This is a genomic window from Streptomyces sp. NPDC127177 (genome assembly GCF_042672475.1).
In the GTDB taxonomy this organism is placed as follows: Bacteria; Actinomycetota; Actinomycetes; order Streptomycetales; family Streptomycetaceae; genus Streptomyces.
This window is the reverse complement of record NZ_JBHXUW010000002.1, coordinates 175,449-198,174: the sequence shown is the minus strand read 5'-3', so window position 1 is coordinate 198,174 and position 22,726 is coordinate 175,449. Positions and strand designations below refer to the sequence as shown.

Genomic DNA, 22,726 nt, shown 5'->3' with positions numbered 1-22,726 from the left:
GGTGTTCCGCCCACCGCGGCGGGCGCGGCCTCCCCGCCCCCGAAACCGGCGAACGTGCCGGCGGCCCGTCTCGGACTTCCATGTCGAGGGGCGACTGAGAACGCGGGAGGGGTGAGGGGGCGGGCGGCCCCCACCCCCTCACCCAACGGGTCCTTCACCAGGAGGACTTCGTCACCCCTGGCAGGTATCCGGCATGGGCCTGGGCCCGTACGTTCACCCGGGACAGGCCGAACTTGCGCAGGTGGCCACGCGGGCGGCCGTCGACACTGTCACGGTTCCGCACCCGGGTGGCACTCGCGTCCCGGGGCTGGCGTCGGATCTCTGCCCGCGCGGCGGCCTTCGCGTCGTCCGTGGCATGCGGAGACGCCAGAACCGCCTTGAGTTCGGCGCGCCGCTGCGCGTAGCGGGCCACGACCAGCTTCCGCTTGTCGTTCTTCGCGATCTTGCTCTTCTTCGCCATCAGACACGCTCCCCGCGAGCCCGGATGCGGGCGACCGCGGCCTCGATGCCGATGGTGTCCACGGTCTTGATGGCACGCGCGCTCAGCCTCAGACGGACGTGCCGCCCCTCGCCGGGCAGCCAATAGCGCTTGTTCTGGATGTTGGGGTCGAAGCGGCGCGAGGTGCGCCGGTGCGAGTGGGAGATCTTCTTGCCGAAAACCGGCTGGGCGCCGGTCAGCTGGCAGTGGGCGGACATGACGGTTCTGCCTTTCTCTCCACCGAGTTATCGGTAATGGAAATCATTGTCGTATAGTACCCGTCATGGCCCGCAACGAGGTACGCCCGATCATCAAGCTCCGCTCCACCGCCGGAACCGGCTACACGTACGTGACCCGTAAGAACCGCCGTAACGACCCGGACCGGCTGGTTCTGCGGAAGTTCGACCCCGTGGCCCGACGCCACGTCGACTTCCGCGAGGAACGCTGACCCCGTCGGCCCCGCCCGCCTGTCGGCACCCGATTGAGAGACCACACCCATGAAGCCTGGAATCCACCCCGTCTACCGGCCGGTCGTCTTCCGCGACAAGGCAGGTGACTTCGCCATCCTCACTCGGTCCACGATCACCAGTGACAAGACCATCGAGTGGGAGGACGGCAGGACCTATCCGGTGGTCGACGTCGAGATCTCGTCGGCCAGCCACCCCTTCTACACCGGCACCGCCCGCGTGCTGGACACCGCGGGCCGCGTCGAGCGTTTCGAGCGCCGCTACGGACCGGACGGAGGCCGCCCATGACCCCCGACGGGCCGATGTCCGTGGTGATCGTCGCCGGACTCCACGCCGACGCCCGGCGCGCCACCGTCGAACGGCTGTTGCGCGAGGTGCCCGGCAGCGTCGCGCTGCACCATGACCTGTCCGCCGGCCCGGCGGGCACCGTGCGCCGGAGCGTCCGCGACGCCATGGGCGAGACGTGCTGGGGCGAGACGCCCCTGGTCAACGACTGCGCCTGCTGCGCACTGCGCGAGGACCTCGTTCCCGAACTGGAACGGCTGGCCGACAGCGGCCTCACCCGCCTCGCCGTCGTGGAACTCTGGGACTCGGTGGAACCCCGCGGCATGGCCGAGGTCATCGCCGCCCACGGCGGTGGCGCCTTCCGGCTGACCAACGTGCTGACCGCGGTGGATCCCGCCCTCGCGCTGGCCTGCCTGTCCAACGGCGACGACCTCGCGGAAGCGGGACTCGCCGCGGCCACCACGGACCAGCGCACCGTGGGCGACACCTTCGCACGGCAACTGGAGTACGCTCCCGTGCTCGCCGTGACCGAAAGCACCACCACCGGACTCGACGATCTGGCACTTCTGCGGCAGTTGCACCCCACCGCTCAGCAAGTCGGTGTCGAGTCGGGCCGGTTGGGTGCCGCAGCGACTGCCGGCTTCGATGTGGACGCCGCCGCGGCCGCACAGCACCCGGCGTGCGCCCGGCTCCCCCACGACTGCGACGAGCAGGGCGTCAGTACGCTCGTCTGGCGGCGCCGTCGCCCCTTCCACTCCGGTCGCCTCTACGAGGCGCTGGAGGATCTGTGCTGCGCGGCGGCCCGTAGCCGGGGGAGGTTCTGGCTGGCGGACCGGCCCGACTGCCTGCTCGCCTGGGACGCCGCCGGTGGCGCACTGTGCGTGGAGAGCGCCGGGCCATGGATGGCCGCGCTCCCGGACGCGGCCTGGGAGATGATGCCGGCCGAGCGTCGCACCGCCGCAGCCCTCGACTGGCATTCCGAGCACGGTGACCGCTGCCAGCATCTCGTCTTCACCTCCCCGGACCTCGACCGGGCGGGGCTGCTGGCCCTGCTCGACTCCTGTCTGCTCACCGACGCCGAACTGGCGTCCGGACCCGGCACCTGGCCCCGTCCCACCGGCTTCGACGAACTGCTCGACGCCGCCGCCTGACCGCCCCATCACACCGACAGGAAGCCGTCATGCCACGCATCGCCAAGACCGCGCCCGCGCGCAAGAGCCGGCCGAACCCGCTCGACGCCGCCGGCATCACGTACATCGACTACAAGGACACCGATCTGCTGCGGAGGTTCATCTCCGATCGCGGCAAGATCCGCAGCCCCCGCGTCACCCGGGTCAGCCGACAGCAGCAGCGTCAGATCGCCGCAGCCGTCAAGAACGCCCGCGAGATGGCCCTGCTCCCCTACTCCAGCCACTGACCCGAAGGCCGTCCACGGCTCGCTCCCCCGCCCCCACGTACTTCCCCCTCCGACGAAAGGACCGTCATGGCCGTCCCCAAGCGCAAGATGTCCCGAAGCAACACCCGCCACCGCCGCGCCCAATGGAAGGCGAGCACTCCGGCGCTCGTCCCGGTGACCGTCGACGGCAGCACCCACCTGGTACCCCAGCACCTCAGGAAGGCGTACGAGCGCGGCATCCTCAACCCCGAGGACTGACACGACTCCGAGGACCGACACGCCCCCGAGGACTGACGCGGCATCCGCACGACCGCAGTCAACGACCCGTTCGGTGAGCCCGCTTGTCATGACTCTCCCGGTCAGCCGGCGCTGTGGTTTCCCCGTGCCGGCGAAGAGGGCTTCGAGGACGCGGTCGACGTACTCGTGGGTCAGGGGCCGCCGGACGACCGGGAGGCGTCTCACCGGGGATCATCTGGCGGGACGCCGCCCGGCCAAGGCCGGTGGTGCCGTCAACGGCTGTTCACGGGCGCCCCCTTCGAGGCGGTGACCGCACCCGGATCGGTGGTGCTCCGCGGAGCCTCGGAGCCTTCCGCGGGCCCGGACCTCGCCAGCCACAGGCCGGTGAACACGGCGGTTGCCAGAGTGACGGCGCCGGCGGCGAGGAAGACGCTGTCGAGGCCGGCCTCGAAGGAGGCGCCGCCGGACTGCCGGCTGCGGACGATGGCTCCCAGTACCGCCACTCCGAGCACCGCGCCGATCTGCCGGGTGGTGCTGATGATGCCTGACGCGAGGCCCCCTTCCTGCGGGCTGACCGCCTGGATGGCGGCTCCCGTCAGCGGGGACATGGTCAGGGCAAAGCCGATACCGACGACTCCCAGCCGCCACCACACGTTCCCGTAGCCGGTGTCGGCGTGCACCATCCCGAGCGCCAGCAGCCCCAGGCCGGCCAGGGCCAAGCCGGTGGTGACCACGATCCGGAAGCCGTACCGGGCGGCGAGCCGGCCCGCGTACGGGCTGACGATCACCATGCCGAGGGACATCGGCAAGGTCTGCAGACCCGCGCGCAGGATCGAACTGCCCTGGACGTAGACGAAGAACTGGGAGAAGAAGAACGACGACCCCATGAGCGCGAACCCCACCACGACCATGGCCGTGTTGGACACGGTGAACAGGCGCTGACGGAACAGCCGCAACGGCAGCATCGGAGCGGAACGACGCGCTTCGACGGCGACGAAGGCGGCGAGGAGGAGCGCCCCGGCGGCGAAGCTGCCCAGGATCACCGGCGCAGTCCAGCCGCGGGCACCGCCCTCGATCAGCCCGTAGGTCAGCGCCCCCACTCCCAGAACGGACAGCACCGTACCCGGGGTGTCGATCGCGGGGGCACTGGGATTGCGGGTCTCTTCAAGGCTCCGCAGGCCGACCACCAGCAGGACCACGCCGATGGGCAGATTGACCAGGAAGATGGCGGGCCAGCCGAACACATCCGTCAGCACGCCGCCGGCGACAGGGCCAACGGCCAGGCCGAGTCCGCTGAATCCGGCCCACAGGCCGATCGCCTTGATCCGTTCCTGCGGCACGGGACAGGCGGCGGCGAGCAGGGCCAACGAGGCAGGGCTCAGCGCCGCGGCCCCGATGCCCTGCAGCACCCGGCCGGCGACCAGCCAGCCGACCGAGGGTGCGAGGCTGCACAGCACCGACGCGACGGTGAACACCGCGACGCCGGTCAGGTACACGCGCTTGCGGCCGAACCGGTCGGCGAAGACACCGCCGGGCAGCAGCAGCATGGCGACCAGCAGTACGTACGCGTCGACGATCCATTGCAGACCGGTCAGCTGAGTGTGCAGCCGGTGCTGCATGTCGGGCAGCGCTGCTCCAACGATCGTGTTGTCGAGCAGAACCATGAACTGGCCCAGGCAGGTCACCGTGAGCAGCATGGTCCGGCTCGGTCGGCTGCCTACGGACGCAGGCGATGCAGCCATGCGGATTCCTCTCCATCGTTGGTCGTGCGTCTCCGGGGCCGACATGGTCAGCCTCCGTACAGTCTCCTAACGCAGCCAGTGGCTGCGTTAGGAGACTGTACGGAGGGTTGCCCCATAAACGCAAGTCATAACTGCGTTAAGGTGTGAGCATGGACGAACAACAGCGAGCCCGACGGCCCGGCGGGCGCAGCGCCCGCATCGGCGCGGAGGTGCACCAGGCCGTCACCGGCCTGATCAGCGAGCGCGGTTACGGCAACTTCACCGTCGGCGAGGTCGCAGCCCGCGCGGGCGTGGCCGACAGCAGCATCTACCGCCGGTGGGGCGGCCTGGACAACCTGCTCACCGACGTGGCGCTCACCCGCCTCAACGCGCAGTCACCGATGCCGGACACCGGGAGCCTGGCCGGCGACCTGCGCACGTACGCGGCCCAGGTGGCCCGCGAGATCACCGGGCCCGACGGCCTGGCACTGGTTCATCTGGCCGTCGCCCTGTCGAGCAGTGGCCGGCAGGGGCTGCAGGCGCGTGATGAAATCCGCGACGAACGCACCCGGCAACTGCAGTCGATGCTCGATCGCGCCCTCGAACGCGGCGAGCACGCACCCGACGCGCTCGGCGTGCTGGACCACATCCTGGCCCCGATGTACATCCGCGTCCTGTTCGGCATGGAGCTCGCCCCGGACTACGTCGAGGGGCTGGTCGACCGAATGCTGTGACCTCGGCACGGACCCGCGAGGAGGGCGGAGCGCTCACCTCCCCCGTTCGCTTCGTCGACAGGGACAGAGGGGCGCCCCCGCGCCGGCAACGCGCGCTGCGGTCCGGGCATTCGCCCTCGTCAGGCCGGCCTTGGGCGGCCTTCCGCCCGACCCGAAGCGCTCGCGTTCCGGGCTGTCCTCGGCGGCCGGCATCGGTGACGACCTGGCATGGTGGAAGATCCAGCGCCGGCGATGCCGGCACGGCATGCGCGACGGTGCACGGGCCTCCATCCCGTTCGTCGCGCGCACGACGGAGAGGCTGAAGGCGTTGCGCACAGCCGGTCCGGAGGCGAAGGGCATGAAGTGGACGATCCACCGGAACGGCACCCGGAGGACCCGTGCGGTCACGCACAGCAGGAGCTACGGTCAAACCGGTGACGGTGTGACGTCAGCGCTTCCATGGCGACGAAAAGGCGCCACGGACAGCATGGGCACGAGCACCCGGGCGCCCGCATACCCCAGGATGGACGGGGGGCGCTGCAGCAGGGGCGCGGGCAGCGCTGGCGAGTTCACGAAGCGATGAGCGGTCGCAGGCGTCCCCGGCCGAGGAGTTGGACCGCCGCCGGGGAGTACCGGTTCAGCAGGAGCGCCGACGCGCCGGCGACGAGGGCGCCCACGGCCAGGCCGGCGATGATGTCGTGCGGGTAGTGGGCTCCGACCCACACGCGGGAGCCGGCCATCGCCAGCGCACCGATCGTGGCGATCACGCCGAGGCGTACCGACACGAACCACAGGGCGACGGCGGCTGCGGCAGCCAAGGTGGCGTGGTTACTGGGGAAGGACCAGTCGCCGGCCGCCGGACACGCCTCCAGGGTGATCACGTGCAGGGACCTGCACGGGCGCGTCTCGTGCACCCCTTGCTTCAGAAGTGAGCTGACGGCAAAGGCGATCACGGTCAGGACCGGGACCGCCAGCGCCATCACCGCCTGGGGCGCGTCCTGGCGGCGCGCCTGCCACCAACCGATCAGCATGAGGACCGCGAAGAGGGCGAGCCCGTAGGTGGAGTAGCCGGAGATGAGCGTGTCCAGCCAGGCGGGGGCGTCGTGTGCCACTCCGACCACGTCCAGGAAGGCACCTCCGTCGATGCTCGATCCGTCGTACGTCTGAGCGAGCGTGGCATTGAGGGTGTGCATCAGGCGCCGCCTTCCGCTCGGTGGGCGCGCCGGGAGCGCAGCAGTTCCAAGCCCACGGGGATGAGCGAGACGACGACGATGACGGCGATGATCGGCAGGAGGTAGCGGTCGACGTCGGGTACGGACGCGCCCAGGGCGTACCCGGCCAGTACGAGGCCCACGGTCCACAGCAGCCCGCCGAGGACCTGCCAGAGGGCGAAGGTCCGTGCGGGTACGGCAAGGACGCCGGCGAGCGGGTTCAGCACGGTCCGCACGATCGGCAGGAAGCGGGCCAGGACGATGGCCTTGGCGTGTCCGTACCGTTCGAGGATCTCGGCGGCGCGGTCGGCGCCCTCACGGATTTTGCGGGATTTCGTGCGGGAGAGCAGTGCGGGTCCGGCGCGGCGGCCGAGCAGGTAGCCGGTCTGGGCTCCGGCCAGTGCGCCCGCGACGGCGGCGAGCAGAACCCAGGGAAGCGACAGGTGCCCCGGTGTGGCGCCCGAGCCGCCCGCGCACAGCAGTCCGGCGGTGAACAACAGGGAGTCGCCGGGCAGGAAGAACCCGAGGAGCAGGCCCGTCTCGGCGAACAGGACGGCGGCGATGCCGATCGTGCCGAAGGTGGCGAGCAGTGACTGCGCGTCGAGCACGTTCACGGCGAGCTGGAGCGGGGGTGCGGCTTGGTGCGCGAGCGTCATCGGCGCTGGCCCCTTCGATGTGGGCGATCGGGCATACGGATGTGGGCAGGTCGAGACCGTCACAGGAGGGCGGCCCCCCTTGCGTCTACAAGGTAGTAGTTGGTCTACTTCACTGTAGACGATCCGACAGGGAGGGCGACCGCATGACTGGGGCGGCGGGCGAGCGCAGGCCGGCCGGCGAGCTGGAGGCCGGTGTGCTGGCGGCACTGTGCGCGGCGGGTGTGCCGCAGTCGGCGGCCGAGGTGCGGATGGCGATACCCCAGGAGCTCGCCCGCACCACGGTGGCCACACTGCTCACCCGGCTGCACGAGAAGGGGGTCGTGGGGCGGACTCCGGGCAGGCGCGGCTTTCTGTACTTCGCGGTGCAGGACGCCCATGACCTGGCCGCGCGGCGTATGCACCGGGAGCTGGACCAGGACGACGACCGCAGCACCGTGCTGGCCAGGTTCGTCGAGGGGCTGAGCACCGCGGACGAGGCGGAGCTGAAGCGACTGCTGGCGGGAGGCGGCCCGTGATCGCCCTGCTGCTGGCCCCGCTCGCCCTGCCCTGGTTCCTGCCACCGCTGGCCCGGCGCACGGTCGCACGGGTGCGGCCCGAGATCGCGCTGGTGACGGTCACCTGCGCAACAGCGACCCTGGGCGTGGGCGTCGTGGCCTGCCTGGGCGCCCTTCTGCTGCCCCTCGCCCTCACCATTCCTCCGGTGACCGCGCTCGCGGAGCTCATCGAGCCTCTCGACGCGGGACCGCGGCTACCCGCGATGGCCGTGTCCGCACTCGCCGCCGGCACTCTCGCCCTGGCCACCGTCCAGGGCCTGCGCAAGGCGATGAGGGAAGCGGCTCGCCTGCGCGTCGCGCACGGTCGCACGGACGGCCTTCCGGAAGCAGGAGGACTGTGCGTCGTGGCCGACCCCCACCCGGACGCCTTCGCGCTGCCGGGCGGTCTGCGGCGGGAGGACCGGATCGTGGTGACCACCGGCATGCTGCGCGCCCTGGGGCCTGCGGAACGAGAAGCGCTGCTCGCACACGAGCGTGCGCACCTCGCCGCCAAGCACCACTTCTACCTGGGCGCCGCCCAGCTCGCCGGATGGTGCCATCCAGCCCTGGCGGCGGTCGCGAGCCAGGTCTCGTTCGCCGCCGAGCGGGCCGCCGACGAGGCGGCCGCAAGGCACTGCGGTGACCGCGCCATCACCGCTCAGGCAGTGGGGCGCGCCGCACTGGCCGCGAACCGTACCGGCAGCCATTCCGGCACCCCCGCCCTCACACCCGGTGTCGCCACAGGCCCCGTTCCCGCCCGCGTCCGGGCCCTGCTCGTCCAGGCGCCGGTACGGCGCGTCGTGCCCGCTCTGCTCGCCATCGTCCTGGTCTGCGCGACAGCGGGGACCTTGTCGCTGGCCGGAGCCGCCTGGCTGCACCACGGCATCGAGACCGCCCAGGGCGAGCGCCCCTCCGATGGGTCACCCTCACCCACTGCGAGATGAGGGCAGCCTTTTCTCACCGTCTACATTTACGTAGACTGTGGTGCGGCCGGACAGCAGTTGCCCGCGCCGTCGGCCCTTCACGTGAATCGAGGCACACCCATGTCCGCCGGACCGGCGCCATGCTCGCCTTCGTCTCGTCCGGCTGCCGTATCCGATCCCCGTGATGGCGCTCTCCCTCACCCCCGTCCGCACAGCGCCGGCAACTCGGATGCCGGCCAACAGCCGAGTGAAAGCAACACCGGCCGCATGAACTCAGCCTCCATCGCGAACCCTGGGCGGGAGACGATGTACGAGAGCAGAAGGCCCGGCACCGATTTCGTCACGCCGGCCGCTCCGCCGGCCGAGCGGGTAATGGAATGGCTGACCGCCCACGAGAGCGTCGAACAGGCTTTCCGTGCACCGCTGGACGGAATACCGAACGAACGGGACGAACGCCTCGCGCGGTTGGCCGATGTCCTCCGGGCCACCGCACAGGGACTCGGCCCACGGGCAGCCGCCACATGGGCCGGTGTGCCCGAGCCCCTTCTTCAGCAGTGGCTGGCGACCGACCCGGAGTTCGCCGCCGCTGTGCGCGCCGCCTCGGCCTTGGCCTCGGCACACGGAGTCGAGCCCGGCGGGAAGATGACACCGGCGATGCTCCGCGTCGTGGTCGTCGCCCTGAGCAAAGGCGAGACCTTCGCCACGGCAGCGGAGACGGCGGGCCTCACCCCTCATAAACTCCGGCTGCTCTGGAGGGAGTCACCTGCTCTGGTCGCCCTGATGGACGCGGCTCGGCGCACCCGGCAGCGGAAACCGAAGAGCTACCTCCCGACGACCTACCGGCCCCGCAAGCCGGGACGTCCCACTCCCACTGCCGGGTACCGTCTCGTACACCGCGGGGAAGAGTAGAAGCCGGCAACCGGAACCGGCGACTTGCGCAACCGCTGGGCCGGCCACGCTTGTTGCCCGTACAGAGCACGCGGGGGCAACGACCTCACTCATGAACGTCTGCACGTTCGCGGACGGCGGGGTGGGTGATTCGAGCGGAGTACCGGGCCGCCGCCTGGCCCCGTTCCGAACCGCTCCTGTGCTGCGCCGGGCGCGCCCGCCGGGGATGGCGGGACAGCCCTTAGACCGTCAGGAATCGGGCCGTCGGGCCGTGGTCTGTGACGTGCCCTGCGTCGAGTACGTGGATGGTGTCGGTGTAGCGGACGACCAGATGCTGTTCGTGGGACACCACCACAAGCGTCATCCCGTGCTCCGTACGCAGACGGGTGAGGAGGTCCATGATGCCGAGGGCGGTGTCGGTGTCGAGGGCCGAGGTGACCTCGTCGCACAGCAGGATGTCGGGGCCGGCGGTGAGGGCGCGGGCGATGGAGACACGCTGGCGCTGCCCACCGGACAGTTCGCTGGGGTACCGGTCGGCGAAGTCGTCGGAGAGACCGACCAGGGCGAGAAGCTCGGCGACGCGTTCCCGGTGGAGGCTCTTGGCCAGGTCCGTGTGCAGGCGCAGAGGCCGAGTCAGCTGCTGCCCGACGGTGTGCCGGGGGTTGAGCGCGGCGAGCGGGTTCTGGGGAACGAGCTGGATGCGGCGCCGTTGTTCCCGGGTGCGGCGCTGTACACGCGGGGCGAGCGGGCGGCCGTCCAGGGTGAGGTGACCGGTGTGGGCGGGGTGGAGTCCGGCCAGGACACGGAGCAGGGTGGTCTTGCCCGATCCGGAGGGCCCGATGACGGCGGTCGCCGAGCCGGGTGCCGCGGTGAATCCCACACCTTTCAGGACCGCGCGCGGCCGGCGGCCGTCGCGGAAGAAGACGTCGATCGCCTGCGCGGCGATGCCGTCGCCGGGGGGTGTGTCATGCACGGCTGATGCGGCGGGCCGGTCGGGGGATGTCTGCCGTACGGCGGCGGTGTTGGGGGTGAGCCGGATGGTGTGGTCGGCGCAGTCCGCGACGAGTTGCGGGTCGTGGGTTGCGATGACGACGGCGAGGTTCCGGCCGGCGGCGAGGTGGCGGAGCAGGTGGGCGAGCTCGTCTCGCACCGTGGCGTCGAGTCCGGCTGTGGGCTCGTCCAGCAGCAGAATCTTCGGGGCGCGGGCCAGCGCACGGGCGAGCGCGACACGTCGTTGCTGTCCACCGGAGAGGGCGGTGGGCCTGCGGTCGGCGATCTGAGTGTCGGCGGGCAGGCGGCACTCGGCCAGCAGTGCGAGCACGTTGTCCTCGGCCGGGTCGGCGGCGAGTTCGGCGACCAGGCGGCGTGCGGTCATGCGGGGGTTGAGGGCGGAGCCCGGGTCCTGACCCACGTAGGCGACGTCGGAGCGGCGCAGTGCGCGCAGTTCGCCTGCCGGCAGCTGGTGCGGGGTGCGGCCGAGGACGTCAAGTCCTCCGGTGACGGTGGCGCCCGGGGGGAGGTGGCCGACGAGCGCGCGGAGCAGGGTGGTCTTGCCGGACCCGGAGGCGCCCGTGAGGGCGGTGACCTGGCCGGCGTGGATCTGTGCGGTGGTCTCGGGCAGGAGGACGCGGCCCCGGGGCAGGTGTATTCCGAAGTCGGTCACGGTGACGAGGGGGGTCCGCTCCGTTTTCCCGGAGGTGGCCGGACTGGGGTGGACAGGGGCGAGGTCGCTCATGAGCGGGTCACCGCCTTTGCTGTGGCGTCGGGGGCCAGGGAGAGGGTCGCAAGGTTGACGGTGATGGCCAGTACCGCGATGGCCAGACTGGGGGCTACGACAGCCCAGGGGTTGAGGAGGATGCCGGGGGCGTTCTCACGGACCATCAGTGACCAGTCGGAGGCCGGTGGTTGAGGTCCGATCTGGAGGAATCCGGCCATCGAGATGATGTAGACGGCCTCGACGAACCGGAGCCCGAACAGGGTCACGATCGTGGCGCGGAGATTGGGGGCGATCTCGCGCAGGGCGATGTAGAGGGTGGATTCACCACGGCCCAGGGCCGCTTCGACGTAGCCGGCGGTGGCGAGCGGGGATGCGGCGGCAGCGACGACCCGGATCGCGTAGGGCACGCCGAGGAGGACGGCGGCGGCGATCACGGCCCAGCGCCCGCCGTCGGGCCATGCCAGCGCGATCAGCATGATGCCCAGCAGCGGCGGCAACAGGATCACGACGTCCGCTGCGCGCTCGACCGCGCGCCCGAGGGCGGGTCGTAGCACCGCGATGCAGCCGATCACGGTGGCGGCCAGGGTGACGGCGACGGCGATCAGCAGGGCGCCTGCGACCAGCAGGGTGCCGCCTGACAGGAGACGGCTGAGCACGTCACGGCCGAGCTGGTCCCCGCCCAGCGGGGCTTCGCTCGCGGGTGAGGCGAAAGGGGCGGTGACAGGCGTGTCGATCGGGTGCGGGGCGATCAGGGAACCGGCGAGCGTCACCAGGAGTGGCAGAGCCGCGATCAGTACCAGTGCGGTGGTCTTCGCCCGGCGGGAGGGCCGGGGTTCGGCCAGGGGCAGGGCGGCGGTCATGCGCGGGCTCCCAGGACGGCGTGGCGGATGAGGTCGGCTGCCAGCAGGACGAGGCTGACGACGGCACCGGCGCAGATGACGACCCCGGCGATGAGGGGGGTGTCCCGTGCGGCGACCGCTCCGGCCAGGACTGATCCGATTCCGGGGTAGTTGAACAAGGTCTCGACCACGACCGCGCCGCCGAACAGCAGGCCCGTGGAAGTGGCCATGCCGGTGGCGATCGCGGGTACGGCGCCGGGCAGTTGGTGGCGCAGCAGGACCCGGTGCAGTGGCAGGCCGTCCAGGTGGGCCGCCTCCACGTGCGGAGCCGCCGACTGGTCGGCCAGCGCACCGCGCACGACTCGGCTGTTCCAGCCGGTCTGCGGGATGACCAGGGCGAGGACCGGCATGACCAGCATGGTCCACGTCGCGGGCTTTCCGTCGCCGCCGGTCACCGTCACCGCGGGCAGCCACCCCGTCCACAGGGACAGCACAAGCAGCAGCATGGCCGCGACGACGAACTCGGGGACCGCGAACGCGGCCGTCGAGGCGTTCCCGATGATCCGGTCAGTGAGCCGGCCGGGGCGGGCGGCGGCGCAGCAGCCGAGCAGCAGGGACAGCACGACGGTGATCGTGAAGGCGGTCACCGCGAGGACCAGCGTGTTGGGCAGGGGGTCGGCGAGCAACTCGGTGACCTTCTGCCCGCGGGCAGAGGTACCGAGGTCTCCGGTGGGGAGCGCCGTCATCCAGTCGGCGAACCGTTCCCACAGCGGCCGGTCCAGACCCAGCAGGTGCCGGCGGGCGACAAGGCCGGCCGCGCTCTCCCCGCGCTCGGCGGTGGCGCTCGCCGCGTCTCCCGGCAGCAGTTCGACTGCCGCGAAGACCAGGGCCAGCAGCACGAGGAGCATCAGCACGCGCCGCCCGGACGTCCCCGCGATGCGCAGCACCATACGTGCGGTCCGGCAGGGGGCGGTGGCCGCCTCAACGCCGGGGGCGGCCAACGGGCCGGTCCTGGCCGTCCGGCTCAACTCAGCCACACGCCTTCGAGCTGGACACGTCCGTAGCCCGGAAGCCTGGGCAGGTTCTGCACCTTCGAGGCGGCCAGGTCGATTCCGTCGGCCATGCCCCACAGCAGGTAGCCGGAGCGGTCGTGCTCGATCTGCTGGAGATCCTTCAGCGCTGCCACACGCTTCTTCGGGTCGCTGCTGCTGATCGCCTTGCGATAGGCGGCGTCGAAACCGGGGTCGTTCCAGCCGGCCTCGTTCTGGCCCGCCTCGCTGACCATGGTCTTGGATGCGTAGAAGATGACCGAGTCGTTGGTGCCCCAGTAGCTGGTGTAGAAGTCCCCGCTCTTCCAGGTCCTGTCCCAGAACGCGCCGGACTCCTGCTTGACGACCTTGATCTTGATTCCGGCCTCGCGGGCCTGGTTGGCGAACAGGGTCGCCGAGTCGGCGAGCCCGGAGATGTCTTCGGTAGTGATCAGCTCGTAGGTCTTCGCGAGGTCGAAGTCCGCTTCCTTCAGCAGCTGCTGGGCCTTGGTCAGGTCCCTCTTGCGCTGCGGAATGCCCTTGGCGTAGTCGGGGTCTCCGGTGCCCAGGATGTCATTGGCGACGGTGCCGTAGCCGGACAGAACCTGCTTGACCATCGCTTCGCGGTCCACGACCAGGCGCATGGCCTCACGGACCCGCTCGTCCGCGAAGGGGCTGCCCTCGGCGGTCCGCATGACGATGGGCATCGCCATGTCGTTGGGGCGGCGCAGCACCTGGATGTCCTTGCGGGACTCGGCAGTGCGCGCGGCCACCGCACCGGCGTTGGATGCGAGGTCGATCTGCCCCGCCAGCAGGGCGTTCGCCATCGCCTGCGGGGTTTCGAACATGGTGATCTCGATCGCATCGAGGTGAACGGCGGGGCCGTACCACTTGTCGTTGCGCACGAGGCGTGCGTTGCCGCCGCGGAACCAGTCCAGCTTGAACGGCCCGGTGCCGGGCGTCTTGGCGATCTCCGAGTCCTTGGTGTCCTTCTTCATCACGAAGGTGGCGAAGCGCGTCAGGAGCGGGAACTCGGCATTGGCGTAGTCGGAGACGAGGACGACGGTGTCCGAACCCTCGGCGCTGATGTTCTTCGCCTGGATGCCGGGCAGACGGGCCGCTCCCGACGGGGTGTTGCGCAGCCGCTTCAACGACCACACGACGTCCTCGGCGGTCACCGGGGTGCCGTCGTGGAAGACGGCACTCTTGGCTATCCGGAACTTCCAGGTCTTCAGGTCCGCGGACGGCTCCCACGAAGCGGCAAGGCGCGGGGCGGTGTTGTTCTCGGCTCCAGGAACGGTGAGAGTGTCGAAGACCAGGGCGAGAACGAGGTAGTCGCTCTCGTTGGCCTGCGTGCCGTGCGGATCACGGGTGATCGCGCCGGCGTGCCCCAGCGCCCCCAGCCTCAGCGTGCCCCCGGCCCGAGGCTTCCCCGTCGCCGCACCGGAGGCTGCGGTTTCGGAGTCCTCGCTGCCGCCGCAGGCCGCAAGAAGTCCGGCCGCTCCTATGCCGGTGCCTGCCCACAGCAGCTGTCGTCTGGTGACGCCCACGTCTGGTTCCTCGTCTCGGGTTCGCGCTCGGCCGTTCTTAGGGTTACCTAACCTGATCCAGCCCGGCCACGCAAGCAGCCCCGGACCACTTCAGCACCCCCTCACGCAACACAGATCGGCCTCAACTCACCTGCTCAGCAAGGGTTCTGACGCCCCATCAGTAATGCGCGGAGTCACCGAAAGTGGGACTACGTTGATGTAGTCAATCACATCGATTAGGGTTGCCTTACCTGGGTGGCGTTGTTACGTTCCTGGTGTCCGGCAGCGCCCCGAGCCGCGCAGCCCCCGACTGTTTCGCATCCCCCTCTTCTCCCTCTCCCGCTTTCGAGCCGGTGCGGCGATGCCGCATGCCCGCGCTTCGATTTCGCCCTGCCCCGGAAGGTGCCACCGTGCTCACCTGCCCTGCCCCGGTACGCCCTCTCGACGTCACCGCCGCAGCCGAACTCACCGCCACCGCGGCCGGGCTGCTCGCCGGCCACGGCTCCGCCACCTCGCCCGAACTCCTCGCCGCCCTCCCCAAGGCGTGCGCCGGACTCACCGATGCGGTCCACCACGCCCTCCGGCCCGTGGACACCGCAGACGGGCTGTTCGTCCTGCGCGGCCTGAACCCCGACGACACGGACCTCGGCTCCACCCCGAGCCACTGGTCAACGGTTGGCGACGCCGGCGCTCTGTGGGACGTGGTCCTGCTGCTCGTCTCCACGCTGATGGGCACCCCGATCGCCTGGGACGGCCAGCAGGACGGCCGGTTCGTCCACAACATCGTGCCCTCGCCGGGACACGAGAGCGAGCAGACCGGCGCCTCCAGCAACGTGCTGCTCGCCCCGCACACCGAGGACGCCTTCCACCCCGGCCGGGCCCATTTGCTGCTGCTGTGCTGCATGCGCAACCACGACGACATCGCCACCACCGCGGCCAGCATCCGCCGCACCGCGCTGTCCGACGACGATGTGCGGCAGCTGAGGCGGCCCGTGGCGCCGATCCTGCCCGACGACGCCTACGAGCAGGCCCAGCGGTTCGCCGGCCGGCCCGCACCGGTACCGGCTCTCTTCGACACCGACGAGGGCCTGACCATGCGCTTCGACCCCGCCTACACCCCCCTCGACGAGGCCGACGACGCATGGCGTGCGGCGTATGCGCGGCTGGGCGAGGAACTGGCCCGCGTCTCGGTCGCGGTAAGCCTGGAGCCCGGTGACGTACTGGTCGTCGACAACGACATCGTCGTCCACGGCCGCGTCCCGTTCCGGGCGCGCTACGACGGCACCGACCGCTGGCTCAAGCGCGCCTCCGTCCACGTCGAGGGCCGTCCCACCCGCCCTGCTGCCGAGGCCGACGAGCACGGGTACGGACAGGCCGCCCTCACCGCCTGGGCTGCCTGAACACCCTGCTCCACCCGCCGCCCCCGCCGCTCCACACTTCGAAAGGACTCGCTCATGGACCGGGACGACACCACCCTGCGCGTGCTGTCCACCAGCGACCTCGCCGGCCTGGACATCCCCCTCACCGACGTCGTCGACACCGTCCGGCAGGCCTACCGCACCCTGGCGGCAGGCGAATCGGACAACCCCCGCAAACTCACGGTCAAGCCCGCCGACGGCCACTCCGTCTCCTACGCCATGCTCGGCCGCGACGGCGTCCGCAACGTCGTCGCCATCAAGACCTCGTACAAACACGGCCTGCACGAGAGCCGCGAAAAGCAGCACTACTACACCACTCTGACCATCTACGACGACGTCACCGGCCGGCCCGTCGCGATGATGGACTGCTCCCGCATCGGGTCCCTGCGCACGCCCGCCGTCTCCGCGCTCCTGGCTCGCGAATGCGCCGCCCCGGACGCCTCGACCGCCCTTGTGGTCGGCACCGGTACCCAAGGCCGCCTCGCGCTGCCGTTCCTGCTGACCACACTGCCGAACCTGGACCGCCTGCTGCTCTCGGGCACCCACCCCGACGGCATCACCGCCGTCCGCGCCGAACTCACCCGGCACTTCCCGGACCGTGACGTGGACGTGGTCAGCGATCTGAGGGCCGCCGCCCGTGACGCGGACATCGTCGTGGCGACCGCCGGCGCCCACACTCCCGCCGCCATCGAGGCCGACTGGCTGCGGGCCGGCGCGACGGCGATCCTCGTCGGCCACGGCCTGGCCCCCTCCACCTTGCACGGCGCCGACCGGGTCATCGCCACCAGCGAGGCCCAAATGCGTGTCACCGGAACCGACATGGCCGACGCAGAGGGAAACCTGCCCGCCGTGGACGTGGAGCTGCCCGTCATCATCTCCGGCATCTCCAAGGCCCGTACCGCGGCCGAGCAGCGCATCTTCGCCTACAACAGCGGGCTGGTCGTCACCGACATCGCCCTCGGGCACCGCTTCGCACAGCTCGCCGCCGAGCAGAAGCTCGGGACCGAGGTGGCCTTGTGGCAGTGAACATCGAGAGCTGGCCCCGCCTTCCGGTCCTCCGGGACACCGCCACCGAGGCGGTGATGGCATCCGGGCTGCTGCCCGAACTCGCCTACGCGTTCGGCGGACCCTTCCACTTCCTGCTGCCGGACGCCTTCGCCGCCAACCTCGGCGCCATGCGGGCGACCCTCTCCGCAGCCGGCGTGGACGGCTTCGTCCACTTCGCCAAGAAGGCCAACAAGGCAGCCGTCTTCGTCGAGCAGGCCGCCGCACAGGAGGCCGGAGTGGACGTCGCGTCCGCAGCCGAGCTGCGCGAAGCGCTCGGCCACGGAGTACGCGGCGAGCACTCGGTGGTCACCGGCCCTGCCAAGGACCCGGCACTGCTGCGCCTGGCCGTGGCACATGGCGCCCTGATAGCCGTAGACGCTCTCGACGAACTCGACGCGGTGATCACCACGGCGCTGGCAGGGCGGATCCGTCCGGCCCGCATCCTGCTACGCGTCCTGCCCCCGGAACAGCCGCACAGCCGCTTCGGAATGACCGACGCCGAGCTCACCACCGCGCTGGGACGCTGCGTCGAGGCCGGTGAAGCGCTGCGGATGGAAGGCTTCAGCTTCCACCTGTCCGGCTACGCCCTCCAGCCACGCGCCGACCTCGCAGCCCGCCTCGTCGAACGCTGCCTCGAAGCCCGTGTGATGGGCCTGGAGGCCGGCCGGATCTCCATCGGCGGCGGCCTGCCCATCAGTTACACCGACGCAGACAGCTGGCACACCTTCCTCGCGGAGCAGAAGCCGGCCCACTACCACGCCGGCAAATCCTTCACCGGCGACGACTTCTACCCGTACCACTCACCGACATCCGGAGCCCACGCCCTGGCCGCCCTGTTGGAAGCGCTGCCGGAGAACGGCTGCCGCACACTCGGCCGGGTCCTCACCGACGCCGCAGTTCAGCTTCTGGTCGAGCCGGGCCGTGCCCTGCTCGACCGGGCCGGCGCCACCGTGTTCACGGTACAGGGGGTCAAGGACCGCGACGGCTACCAGCTCCTGACCGTCGACGGCACGAGCCTCAGCCTGTCCGAGCAGTGGTTCAACAGCGAGTACGCCCCCGACCCGCTGCTGATACCCCGCCGGCCCGACGCACCGCCGGGCGTGTTCCCAGCGAGCATCGGCGCCGCCACCTGTCTGGAATCGGACATGCTGACCTGGCGCAAGATCGCCTTCGACCGGCGGCCTCGCGCCGGGGACCTCCTGCTGTACCCCAACACGGCGGGCTACCAGATGGACTCCAACGAGTCCCCCTTCCACGACCTGCCCCTTCCGCCCAAGGTCGTCATCGACCGGGCCCACCGCTCCCGGCCGCGCTGGCGGCTCGACCGCCACTTCACCTGACCAGCGCGCGCCCCGCCCCGCCCTTCGCCGTCCACCTTCACAGGAGTCTTCTGATGCCCGGAGCCCTTCAGCGGCCCGCCGTGGTCTCCCGCATATCCGACCTGATCGGCTACACCCCTCTGCTGGAACTGGCCACCACCGAGACCGGCAGCCGCCTGCTGCTGAAGCTGGAGATGTTCAACCCCACAGGCACCGCCAAGATCCGCATGGCCCGCGCGATGATCGACGCCGCCGAATCCGCCGGAGAACTTCGCTCCGGAGGCCGGATCATCGAATCCACCTCCGGCAACACCGGACTCGGCCTGTCCGTGATCGCCGCGGAGCGCGGCTACACGTTCACCGCCGTCGTCGACAACCACGCCGCCGCCGACAAACTGCGTGCCATGAAGGCGCTGGGCACCGAACTCGTCCGCGTCGACGCCGACAGCGACGGCGACGAGCTCCACACCGCGGCCCGCGAGGAACTCGCCGAGGACATGGCCCGCGGCCAGGACAACACGATCTTCACCGAGCAGCACAACAACCCCGCCAACGGCGTCGGATACTTCCCCGTCGCGCACGAGCTGGCCGAGGCCCTGGACGGAGATATCGACATCCTCGTCGGCGCCGTCGGCACCGGCGGCGGGCTGTGCGGAACCGGCCGCGAACTGGCCAAGCTCGTTGACGGCTTCACCACCATCGGTGTCGAGCCCAAGGGATCGATCGCGTTCGGCGGTCCCGCCCACGACTATTACCAGTCCGGCACCGGCACCCCCGAAGGCGCCGCGCTCGGGGCCCTGGTCGACTTCGACCTCATCGACGAGGGCGTCAAGGTCGGTGACGTCGAAGCATTTGCCACATGCCGCGCGGTGGCCCGCACCGGGCTGCTGATCGGCGGCTCCGCAGGGGGTGTGGTCTACGCGGCCCTGACCCGCCTGCCCTCGCTTCCGCCGGGCACCACTATGGTCGCCCTGATCAACGACGGAGGGGAGAAGTACCTGGACACCGTCTTCAACGACGTCTGGATGGCCGAGCGCGACCTCCTCAGCCCCGCGGCCGAACGCGAAGTGGACGAACACCTCACCAAGCTCCGCAGGAACCGCCAACCATGCTGACCACCCTCCTCCGCGACAGCCGGGCGCTCGGCGCCCTCGCCGTTCCGCTCATCCTCACCCAGCTCGCGCAGGTTGCCCTGACAACCACCGACACGGTGATGATGGGCCTCCTGGGCACCACCGAGCTCGCAGCCGGCGGCCTGGCCATCGTCATCTTCAACCAGATCCGCACCATGGGCGTCGGCCTGGTCACCTCCGTCGGCAACCAGATCGCCGCCGCGGCGGCCCGAGCCGAACAAACCCCCGCCGGCGAGAGCGGTGAAGAATCGGCAAGGGCGGCAAGAGCGACAAAGGAGGCACACCGCGAGGTACGCGACATCGTCCGCGCCGGCCTGGCCGTCGCCACCCTCACCGGCATCGTCGGCGCCTTCCTCATGGTCCTCATCGGCCAGGCCCTCGGCCTGCTCGGCCAGGACGCCGCCGTCGTCAACCTCACACGGACCATGCTCTACGCCCTCGCGCCCGGGCTGCTCCCCTGCCTGTGGTTCCAGGCCATCCGCCAGTTCACCGTCGGAATGCGCCGCCCCCAGGCCCTCCTGCGCATCACCCTCGCCTCCATCGCGGTCAACGCCGCCCTGAACTGGGCACTCATCCACGGCACCTTCGGCCTGCCCCACACCGGCCTGACCGGTGTCGGCATCGCCACCTCCACCGTCTACACGCTGTCCTGCGCGGCCCTCTACATCGCCGTGAAGAGGGACAGCACCCTGGCGCCGCTCCTCGCCCCCGACGTGACGCGCGCGGACGCCACCACCGTGAAACGCCTCCTCGGCCTCGGCATCCCCATCGCCGCCACCTACGGCTCCGAAGCAGGCTTCTTCTCCGTCACAGCACTGATAGCCGGCTCGTTCGGACCCGACGCACTCGCCGCTCACACCGCCGTCAACCAGCTCGTCTACATCGTCTTCCAGGTCGCCGTCGGCCTCTCCCACGCCGCGTCCATCAACGTCAGCCGCGAACTCGCCCTCGACAACCACGACGGCGCCCGCCGCATCAAGAACACCGCCCTGGCCTGTGCCGGCGCCGTCATGGCAGTTGTCGGCATCAGCTACCTCGCCCTGCCACGGCTCGTCCTGGCGCCCTTCCTGGAAACCGGGTCCGACCAGGCCCTCACCATCGCAACCCACCTGCTCGTCATCACCGCGTTCCTGCAGTTCTTCGACTGTGCCCAGAACATCGGCGTCGGCCTCCTGCGCGGCCTGGACGACACGAAGAGCGGCTTCCGCATCACTCTGATCGGCTACTGGGCCATCGGGCTGCCCACGTCATGGCTCCTCGCCTACGTGCTGAACCTCGACACGGTGGGACTCTGGCTCGGACTCCTCACCGGCCTCGCCGCCACTGCCCTGCTCCTCCTGCGCCGCTACAACAGCGCGCTCTCCGCGGCGGCACGACCCCAGCCCGCCGGTGCTGCCTGAGGGCTGTGCGTAATCCCCTGCGGGCGCACGGCGCCGGCTACGGCGTCTCGCCGTGTTCTGCCGAAACACCCGAATACTCCACTGTGCGGACGTCCCTCCGCCTTGCGATGCACCGCATCCGACGCCTCGCGCTGATCCACCAGGGATTACAGGACAGCCCTTTCCCGGCACCCCAACCCGGACCAGCGGGCGAACCGCCGGCTCCGACGAATCGATCCCGCCCGCTTCCAGCCTCTGGGGCGGGCGGAATCAGCCACCGCGCACGGCAACAGCCGCGTACTCCACGTACTCGTGCAACCCGTAGGCCAGGGCGACGGCCGCGAACGCGGCGACAGCCACCACACCCCCCAGGGCAGCAACACCCGCCCGGCGAGGACCGCGTCGCGGCAACTCGGGCTCAGGAAGGAGCAGGGCCTCGACCCGCCGAGGCACCGGCCCGCTGGTCGCCGACAACAGCGGGTATCCGCCCTTACCCGGTCGGCCCCGGGCCGCCCCGGCCAGGGCCGCCCTCGCGATGGCCGCGGCTGCCACCCGCCGGTTGCCCACCACCGCGGCCGCCGCCTCATCCGCCCAGCGCTCCAGGTGGAAGGCCAGTGCTTCGCGCGGGCCCCGCAGGGCAGGGTGGATCACGGAGGCAAGGTCGACCGCCGCCGACAGCAGGTGATGACGCCCGGCCAGGTGAGCCCGCTCATGAGCCAGCAGCACCTCGCGCTCACTCGCCTTCAGGTCCCGCACCACCCCGGAAGTCAGCACGACCCGCCCCCGCCGTCCCCGGTATCCCGGCAGCGCGAAGGCATCAACATCGGTTCCCGGGACCACGAGCAGATCGCCGTCACCCGTCCCCTCCTCGGCCGACCGCCAGGCCCGACTGAGCAACGAACGGTGCTGGAACCACCGCCGCAGCAGCAAAATCAGCTGCCCGAGCATCACGGCCCCCGCGGCACAGGCCAACGGAACAGCTGCCGGCCATTCCTCCAGCACGCGGGGCAGGGGTACCTGCTCCAGCGAGGCAAGAAACGGGACGTGGAAGAGCCCGATCAGCGCCGCGATCGTCCCGCCCGCCAGCAGGAGCGACGCACCGGTCAACGCCCAACACGCCTCGCGCGGCGGCAGCACTCCGGCCAGGCGAACGGCGATCACCGCCCCACCCCACGGCAGGGCGAGGGCCAGAACCACCAGGACCAGGACGTACGTCACTCGGACTCGCCCTCATCTTCAGCAGCGTCAGCCTCAGCCTCAAGGAGCAGACGTCGCAGCATCTCCTCGTCACCCTCCGACAAGGACGAGACGAAGCGTTTCAGCACCAGCTCACGATGGGGATCGCTCTCCAGTTCGCGACGCATACGACCGGCGACAAGCCCCGCCTCATCCACCACCGGCTCGTAGGCGAAACCGCGCACTACGGGAGTCCGGCGCAGCGTGCCCTTCTCGTACAGGCGGGCCAGAATGGTGGCTACCGTCGTCCTGGCCAACCCCTGACCGAGTTCGGCGTTGATCTGCTGCGCGGTCAGTGGCCGCCCGGCCTGCCACAGCACCGCCAGCACGTCCGCGACGAGCTCACCGTGCGGACGTCTCTCGCCCCGACGCTTGTCCAACACTTATCTCCCGTTCTCCCGCACCCCAAGCGCGTGGGGCGAGCCCGGTGCGGCTAGCTCCCGACCGACGACTACAGCTAGGCAGACGAATGCCGCAGATCATTTCTTAGGCACGGCTAATCTATCGCCTCCGCCGGAGCACCTGCGGTTCTCCTGGAGGGGCCGACCTGACGACCGTCGTCCCTGAGTTCCA

Annotated in this window: 25 protein-coding genes; 14 read left to right on the top strand and 11 right to left on the bottom strand. The window is 70.5% G+C overall.

Annotated elements, in window-relative coordinates; all coding sequences use genetic code 11:
* Positions 1-154: 154 nt before the first annotated feature.
* Both rpsN and rpmB read right to left on the bottom strand, forming a co-directional pair.
* Positions 155-460: a 30S ribosomal protein S14 gene (gene rpsN / locus ACFVJX_RS03280; RefSeq protein WP_384125326.1), complete on the bottom strand. Its 306-nt coding sequence runs from the start codon at positions 458-460 to the stop codon at positions 155-157.
* Entirely contained in the window at positions 460-696 is a 237-nt protein-coding gene (rpmB, locus tag ACFVJX_RS03275; protein WP_384125324.1) for a 50S ribosomal protein L28, read from the bottom strand. Before rpmB ends, rpsN begins: the two co-directional genes overlap by 1 nt.
* A 65-nt stretch (positions 697-761) precedes the next feature.
* On the opposite strand from rpmB, the gene rpmG reads away from it, so the two are divergent.
* From rpmG to rpmF, 5 genes are all read left to right on the top strand, one after another.
* Positions 762-926, top strand: coding sequence for a 50S ribosomal protein L33 (gene rpmG / locus ACFVJX_RS03270; protein ID WP_265538784.1), 165 nt, complete (start codon positions 762-764; stop codon positions 924-926).
* Between the two features lie 49 nt (positions 927-975).
* Positions 976-1,233, top strand: coding sequence for a type B 50S ribosomal protein L31 (locus tag ACFVJX_RS03265; RefSeq protein ID WP_384125322.1), 258 nt, complete (start codon positions 976-978; stop codon positions 1,231-1,233).
* Entirely contained in the window at positions 1,230-2,381 is a 1,152-nt protein-coding gene (locus tag ACFVJX_RS03260) for a GTP-binding protein (protein ID WP_384125320.1), read from the top strand. Before ACFVJX_RS03265 ends, ACFVJX_RS03260 begins: the two co-directional genes overlap by 4 nt.
* A 29-nt stretch (positions 2,382-2,410) precedes the next feature.
* Positions 2,411-2,647, top strand: coding sequence for a 30S ribosomal protein S18 (gene rpsR, locus ACFVJX_RS03255; RefSeq protein WP_384125318.1), 237 nt, complete (start codon positions 2,411-2,413; stop codon positions 2,645-2,647).
* 66 nt (positions 2,648-2,713) lie between these two features.
* Positions 2,714-2,884, top strand: a complete 171-nt coding sequence (gene rpmF / locus ACFVJX_RS03250; RefSeq protein ID WP_384125316.1) for a 50S ribosomal protein L32 — start codon at positions 2,714-2,716, stop codon at positions 2,882-2,884.
* A gap of 251 nt (positions 2,885-3,135) precedes the next feature.
* Here the strand turns inward: rpmF and ACFVJX_RS03245 are convergent, their stop codons facing one another.
* Positions 3,136-4,605, bottom strand: a complete 1,470-nt coding sequence (locus tag ACFVJX_RS03245; protein ID WP_384125314.1) for an MFS transporter — start codon at positions 4,603-4,605, stop codon at positions 3,136-3,138.
* Between the two features lie 149 nt (positions 4,606-4,754).
* Here ACFVJX_RS03245 and ACFVJX_RS03240 point away from each other — a divergent pair, with 149 nt between their 5' ends.
* Positions 4,755-5,318 carry a TetR/AcrR family transcriptional regulator gene (locus tag ACFVJX_RS03240; protein ID WP_384125312.1) on the top strand — a complete coding sequence of 188 codons (564 nt, stop codon included), beginning with the start codon at positions 4,755-4,757 and terminating at the stop codon, positions 5,316-5,318.
* A gap of 548 nt (positions 5,319-5,866) precedes the next feature.
* Here ACFVJX_RS03240 and ACFVJX_RS03235 read toward each other — a convergent pair.
* Both ACFVJX_RS03235 and ACFVJX_RS03230 read right to left on the bottom strand, forming a co-directional pair.
* The gene (locus tag ACFVJX_RS03235; RefSeq protein WP_384125310.1) at positions 5,867-6,490 is read right to left on the bottom strand and encodes a phosphatase PAP2 family protein; all 624 of its coding nucleotides are present in this window, start codon (positions 6,488-6,490) and stop codon (positions 5,867-5,869) included.
* Positions 6,490-7,164, bottom strand: a complete 675-nt coding sequence (locus ACFVJX_RS03230) for a DedA family protein (RefSeq protein WP_384125308.1) — start codon at positions 7,162-7,164, stop codon at positions 6,490-6,492. Before ACFVJX_RS03230 ends, ACFVJX_RS03235 begins: the two co-directional genes overlap by 1 nt.
* A gap of 143 nt (positions 7,165-7,307) precedes the next feature.
* Between ACFVJX_RS03230 and ACFVJX_RS03225 the strand changes: the two genes are divergently transcribed.
* The 3 genes from ACFVJX_RS03225 (at position 7,308) to ACFVJX_RS03215 (ending at position 9,529) form a co-directional block, all read left to right on the top strand.
* Complete coding sequence (locus tag ACFVJX_RS03225) at positions 7,308-7,679, top strand: BlaI/MecI/CopY family transcriptional regulator (protein ID WP_384125306.1); 372 nt, start codon at positions 7,308-7,310, stop codon at positions 7,677-7,679.
* Complete coding sequence (locus tag ACFVJX_RS03220; RefSeq protein WP_384125304.1) at positions 7,676-8,641, top strand: M56 family metallopeptidase; 966 nt, start codon at positions 7,676-7,678, stop codon at positions 8,639-8,641. Before ACFVJX_RS03225 ends, ACFVJX_RS03220 begins: the two co-directional genes overlap by 4 nt.
* A gap of 246 nt (positions 8,642-8,887) precedes the next feature.
* The gene (locus ACFVJX_RS03215; RefSeq protein WP_384125302.1) at positions 8,888-9,529 is read left to right on the top strand and encodes a hypothetical protein; all 642 of its coding nucleotides are present in this window, start codon (positions 8,888-8,890) and stop codon (positions 9,527-9,529) included.
* Positions 9,530-9,749: 220 nt separating this feature from the next.
* On the opposite strand, the gene ACFVJX_RS03210 is transcribed toward ACFVJX_RS03215, so the two are convergent.
* The 4 genes from ACFVJX_RS03210 to ACFVJX_RS03195 all read right to left on the bottom strand — a co-directional run bounded on the left by ACFVJX_RS03210 (position 9,750) and on the right by ACFVJX_RS03195 (position 14,642).
* Positions 9,750-11,243 carry an ABC transporter ATP-binding protein gene (locus tag ACFVJX_RS03210; protein WP_384125300.1) on the bottom strand — a complete coding sequence of 498 codons (1,494 nt, stop codon included), beginning with the start codon at positions 11,241-11,243 and terminating at the stop codon, positions 9,750-9,752.
* On the bottom strand, positions 11,240-12,085 hold the full coding sequence (locus ACFVJX_RS03205) for an ABC transporter permease (protein ID WP_384125298.1): 846 nt from the start codon (positions 12,083-12,085) through the stop codon (positions 11,240-11,242). The genes ACFVJX_RS03210 and ACFVJX_RS03205 overlap by 4 nt, the downstream gene beginning before the upstream one ends.
* Positions 12,082-13,014: an ABC transporter permease gene (locus ACFVJX_RS03200; protein WP_384125296.1), complete on the bottom strand. Its 933-nt coding sequence runs from the start codon at positions 13,012-13,014 to the stop codon at positions 12,082-12,084. The genes ACFVJX_RS03205 and ACFVJX_RS03200 overlap by 4 nt, the downstream gene beginning before the upstream one ends.
* A gap of 74 nt (positions 13,015-13,088) precedes the next feature.
* The gene (locus ACFVJX_RS03195; RefSeq protein WP_384125294.1) at positions 13,089-14,642 is read right to left on the bottom strand and encodes an ABC transporter substrate-binding protein; all 1,554 of its coding nucleotides are present in this window, start codon (positions 14,640-14,642) and stop codon (positions 13,089-13,091) included.
* 389 nt (positions 14,643-15,031) lie between these two features.
* Between ACFVJX_RS03195 and ACFVJX_RS03190 the strand changes: the two genes are divergently transcribed.
* From ACFVJX_RS03190 to ACFVJX_RS03170, 5 genes are read left to right on the top strand one after another with little or no spacing between them, the layout of a single operon-like run.
* Entirely contained in the window at positions 15,032-16,021 is a 990-nt protein-coding gene (locus ACFVJX_RS03190) for a TauD/TfdA family dioxygenase (RefSeq protein ID WP_384125292.1), read from the top strand.
* Between the two features lie 54 nt (positions 16,022-16,075).
* Positions 16,076-17,065 (top strand): ornithine cyclodeaminase family protein, encoded by a 990-nt coding sequence (locus ACFVJX_RS03185; protein WP_384125290.1) that lies wholly within the window; start codon positions 16,076-16,078, stop codon positions 17,063-17,065.
* A complete protein-coding gene (locus ACFVJX_RS03180) occupies positions 17,056-18,426 on the top strand; it encodes a Y4yA family PLP-dependent enzyme (RefSeq protein ID WP_384125288.1) in 1,371 nt (456 codons plus the stop codon). Before ACFVJX_RS03185 ends, ACFVJX_RS03180 begins: the two co-directional genes overlap by 10 nt.
* Before the next feature lie 53 nt (positions 18,427-18,479).
* The gene (locus ACFVJX_RS03175; protein ID WP_384125286.1) at positions 18,480-19,520 is read left to right on the top strand and encodes a cysteine synthase family protein; all 1,041 of its coding nucleotides are present in this window, start codon (positions 18,480-18,482) and stop codon (positions 19,518-19,520) included.
* The gene (locus ACFVJX_RS03170) at positions 19,514-20,938 is read left to right on the top strand and encodes an MATE family efflux transporter (protein WP_384125284.1); all 1,425 of its coding nucleotides are present in this window, start codon (positions 19,514-19,516) and stop codon (positions 20,936-20,938) included. Before ACFVJX_RS03175 ends, ACFVJX_RS03170 begins: the two co-directional genes overlap by 7 nt.
* Before the next feature lie 249 nt (positions 20,939-21,187).
* Here the strand turns inward: ACFVJX_RS03170 and ACFVJX_RS03165 are convergent, their stop codons facing one another.
* Complete coding sequence (locus tag ACFVJX_RS03165) at positions 21,188-22,135, bottom strand: M56 family metallopeptidase (protein ID WP_384125282.1); 948 nt, start codon at positions 22,133-22,135, stop codon at positions 21,188-21,190.
* On the bottom strand, positions 22,132-22,536 hold the full coding sequence (locus ACFVJX_RS03160; RefSeq protein WP_384125280.1) for a BlaI/MecI/CopY family transcriptional regulator: 405 nt from the start codon (positions 22,534-22,536) through the stop codon (positions 22,132-22,134). Before ACFVJX_RS03160 ends, ACFVJX_RS03165 begins: the two co-directional genes overlap by 4 nt.
* Positions 22,537-22,726: the final 190 nt, after the last annotated feature.

What these genes read in the sequence shown, in the direction of transcription:
- rpsN (WP_384125326.1), bottom strand. Translation starts at nt 460, where the DNA reads ATGGCGAAGAAGAGCAAGATCGCGAAGAACGACAAGCGGAAGCTGGTC.
- rpmB (WP_384125324.1), bottom strand. Translation starts at nt 696, where the DNA reads ATGTCCGCCCACTGCCAGCTGACCGGCGCCCAGCCGGTTTTCGGCAAG.
- rpmG (WP_265538784.1), top strand. Translation starts at nt 762, where the DNA reads ATGGCCCGCAACGAGGTACGCCCGATCATCAAGCTCCGCTCCACCGCC.
- ACFVJX_RS03265 (WP_384125322.1), top strand. Translation starts at nt 976, where the DNA reads ATGAAGCCTGGAATCCACCCCGTCTACCGGCCGGTCGTCTTCCGCGAC.
- ACFVJX_RS03260 (WP_384125320.1), top strand. Translation starts at nt 1,230, where the DNA reads ATGACCCCCGACGGGCCGATGTCCGTGGTGATCGTCGCCGGACTCCAC.
- rpsR (WP_384125318.1), top strand. Translation starts at nt 2,411, where the DNA reads ATGCCACGCATCGCCAAGACCGCGCCCGCGCGCAAGAGCCGGCCGAAC.
- rpmF (WP_384125316.1), top strand. Translation starts at nt 2,714, where the DNA reads ATGGCCGTCCCCAAGCGCAAGATGTCCCGAAGCAACACCCGCCACCGC.
- ACFVJX_RS03245 (WP_384125314.1), bottom strand. Translation starts at nt 4,605, where the DNA reads ATGGCTGCATCGCCTGCGTCCGTAGGCAGCCGACCGAGCCGGACCATG.
- ACFVJX_RS03240 (WP_384125312.1), top strand. Translation starts at nt 4,755, where the DNA reads ATGGACGAACAACAGCGAGCCCGACGGCCCGGCGGGCGCAGCGCCCGC.
- ACFVJX_RS03235 (WP_384125310.1), bottom strand. Translation starts at nt 6,490, where the DNA reads ATGCACACCCTCAATGCCACGCTCGCTCAGACGTACGACGGATCGAGC.
- ACFVJX_RS03230 (WP_384125308.1), bottom strand. Translation starts at nt 7,164, where the DNA reads ATGACGCTCGCGCACCAAGCCGCACCCCCGCTCCAGCTCGCCGTGAAC.
- ACFVJX_RS03225 (WP_384125306.1), top strand. Translation starts at nt 7,308, where the DNA reads ATGACTGGGGCGGCGGGCGAGCGCAGGCCGGCCGGCGAGCTGGAGGCC.
- ACFVJX_RS03215 (WP_384125302.1), top strand. Translation starts at nt 8,888, where the DNA reads ATGAACTCAGCCTCCATCGCGAACCCTGGGCGGGAGACGATGTACGAG.
- ACFVJX_RS03210 (WP_384125300.1), bottom strand. Translation starts at nt 11,243, where the DNA reads ATGAGCGACCTCGCCCCTGTCCACCCCAGTCCGGCCACCTCCGGGAAA.
- ACFVJX_RS03205 (WP_384125298.1), bottom strand. Translation starts at nt 12,085, where the DNA reads ATGACCGCCGCCCTGCCCCTGGCCGAACCCCGGCCCTCCCGCCGGGCG.
- ACFVJX_RS03200 (WP_384125296.1), bottom strand. Translation starts at nt 13,014, where the DNA reads ATGGTGCTGCGCATCGCGGGGACGTCCGGGCGGCGCGTGCTGATGCTC.
- ACFVJX_RS03185 (WP_384125290.1), top strand. Translation starts at nt 16,076, where the DNA reads ATGGACCGGGACGACACCACCCTGCGCGTGCTGTCCACCAGCGACCTC.
- ACFVJX_RS03175 (WP_384125286.1), top strand. Translation starts at nt 18,480, where the DNA reads ATGCCCGGAGCCCTTCAGCGGCCCGCCGTGGTCTCCCGCATATCCGAC.
- ACFVJX_RS03170 (WP_384125284.1), top strand. Translation starts at nt 19,514, where the DNA reads ATGCTGACCACCCTCCTCCGCGACAGCCGGGCGCTCGGCGCCCTCGCC.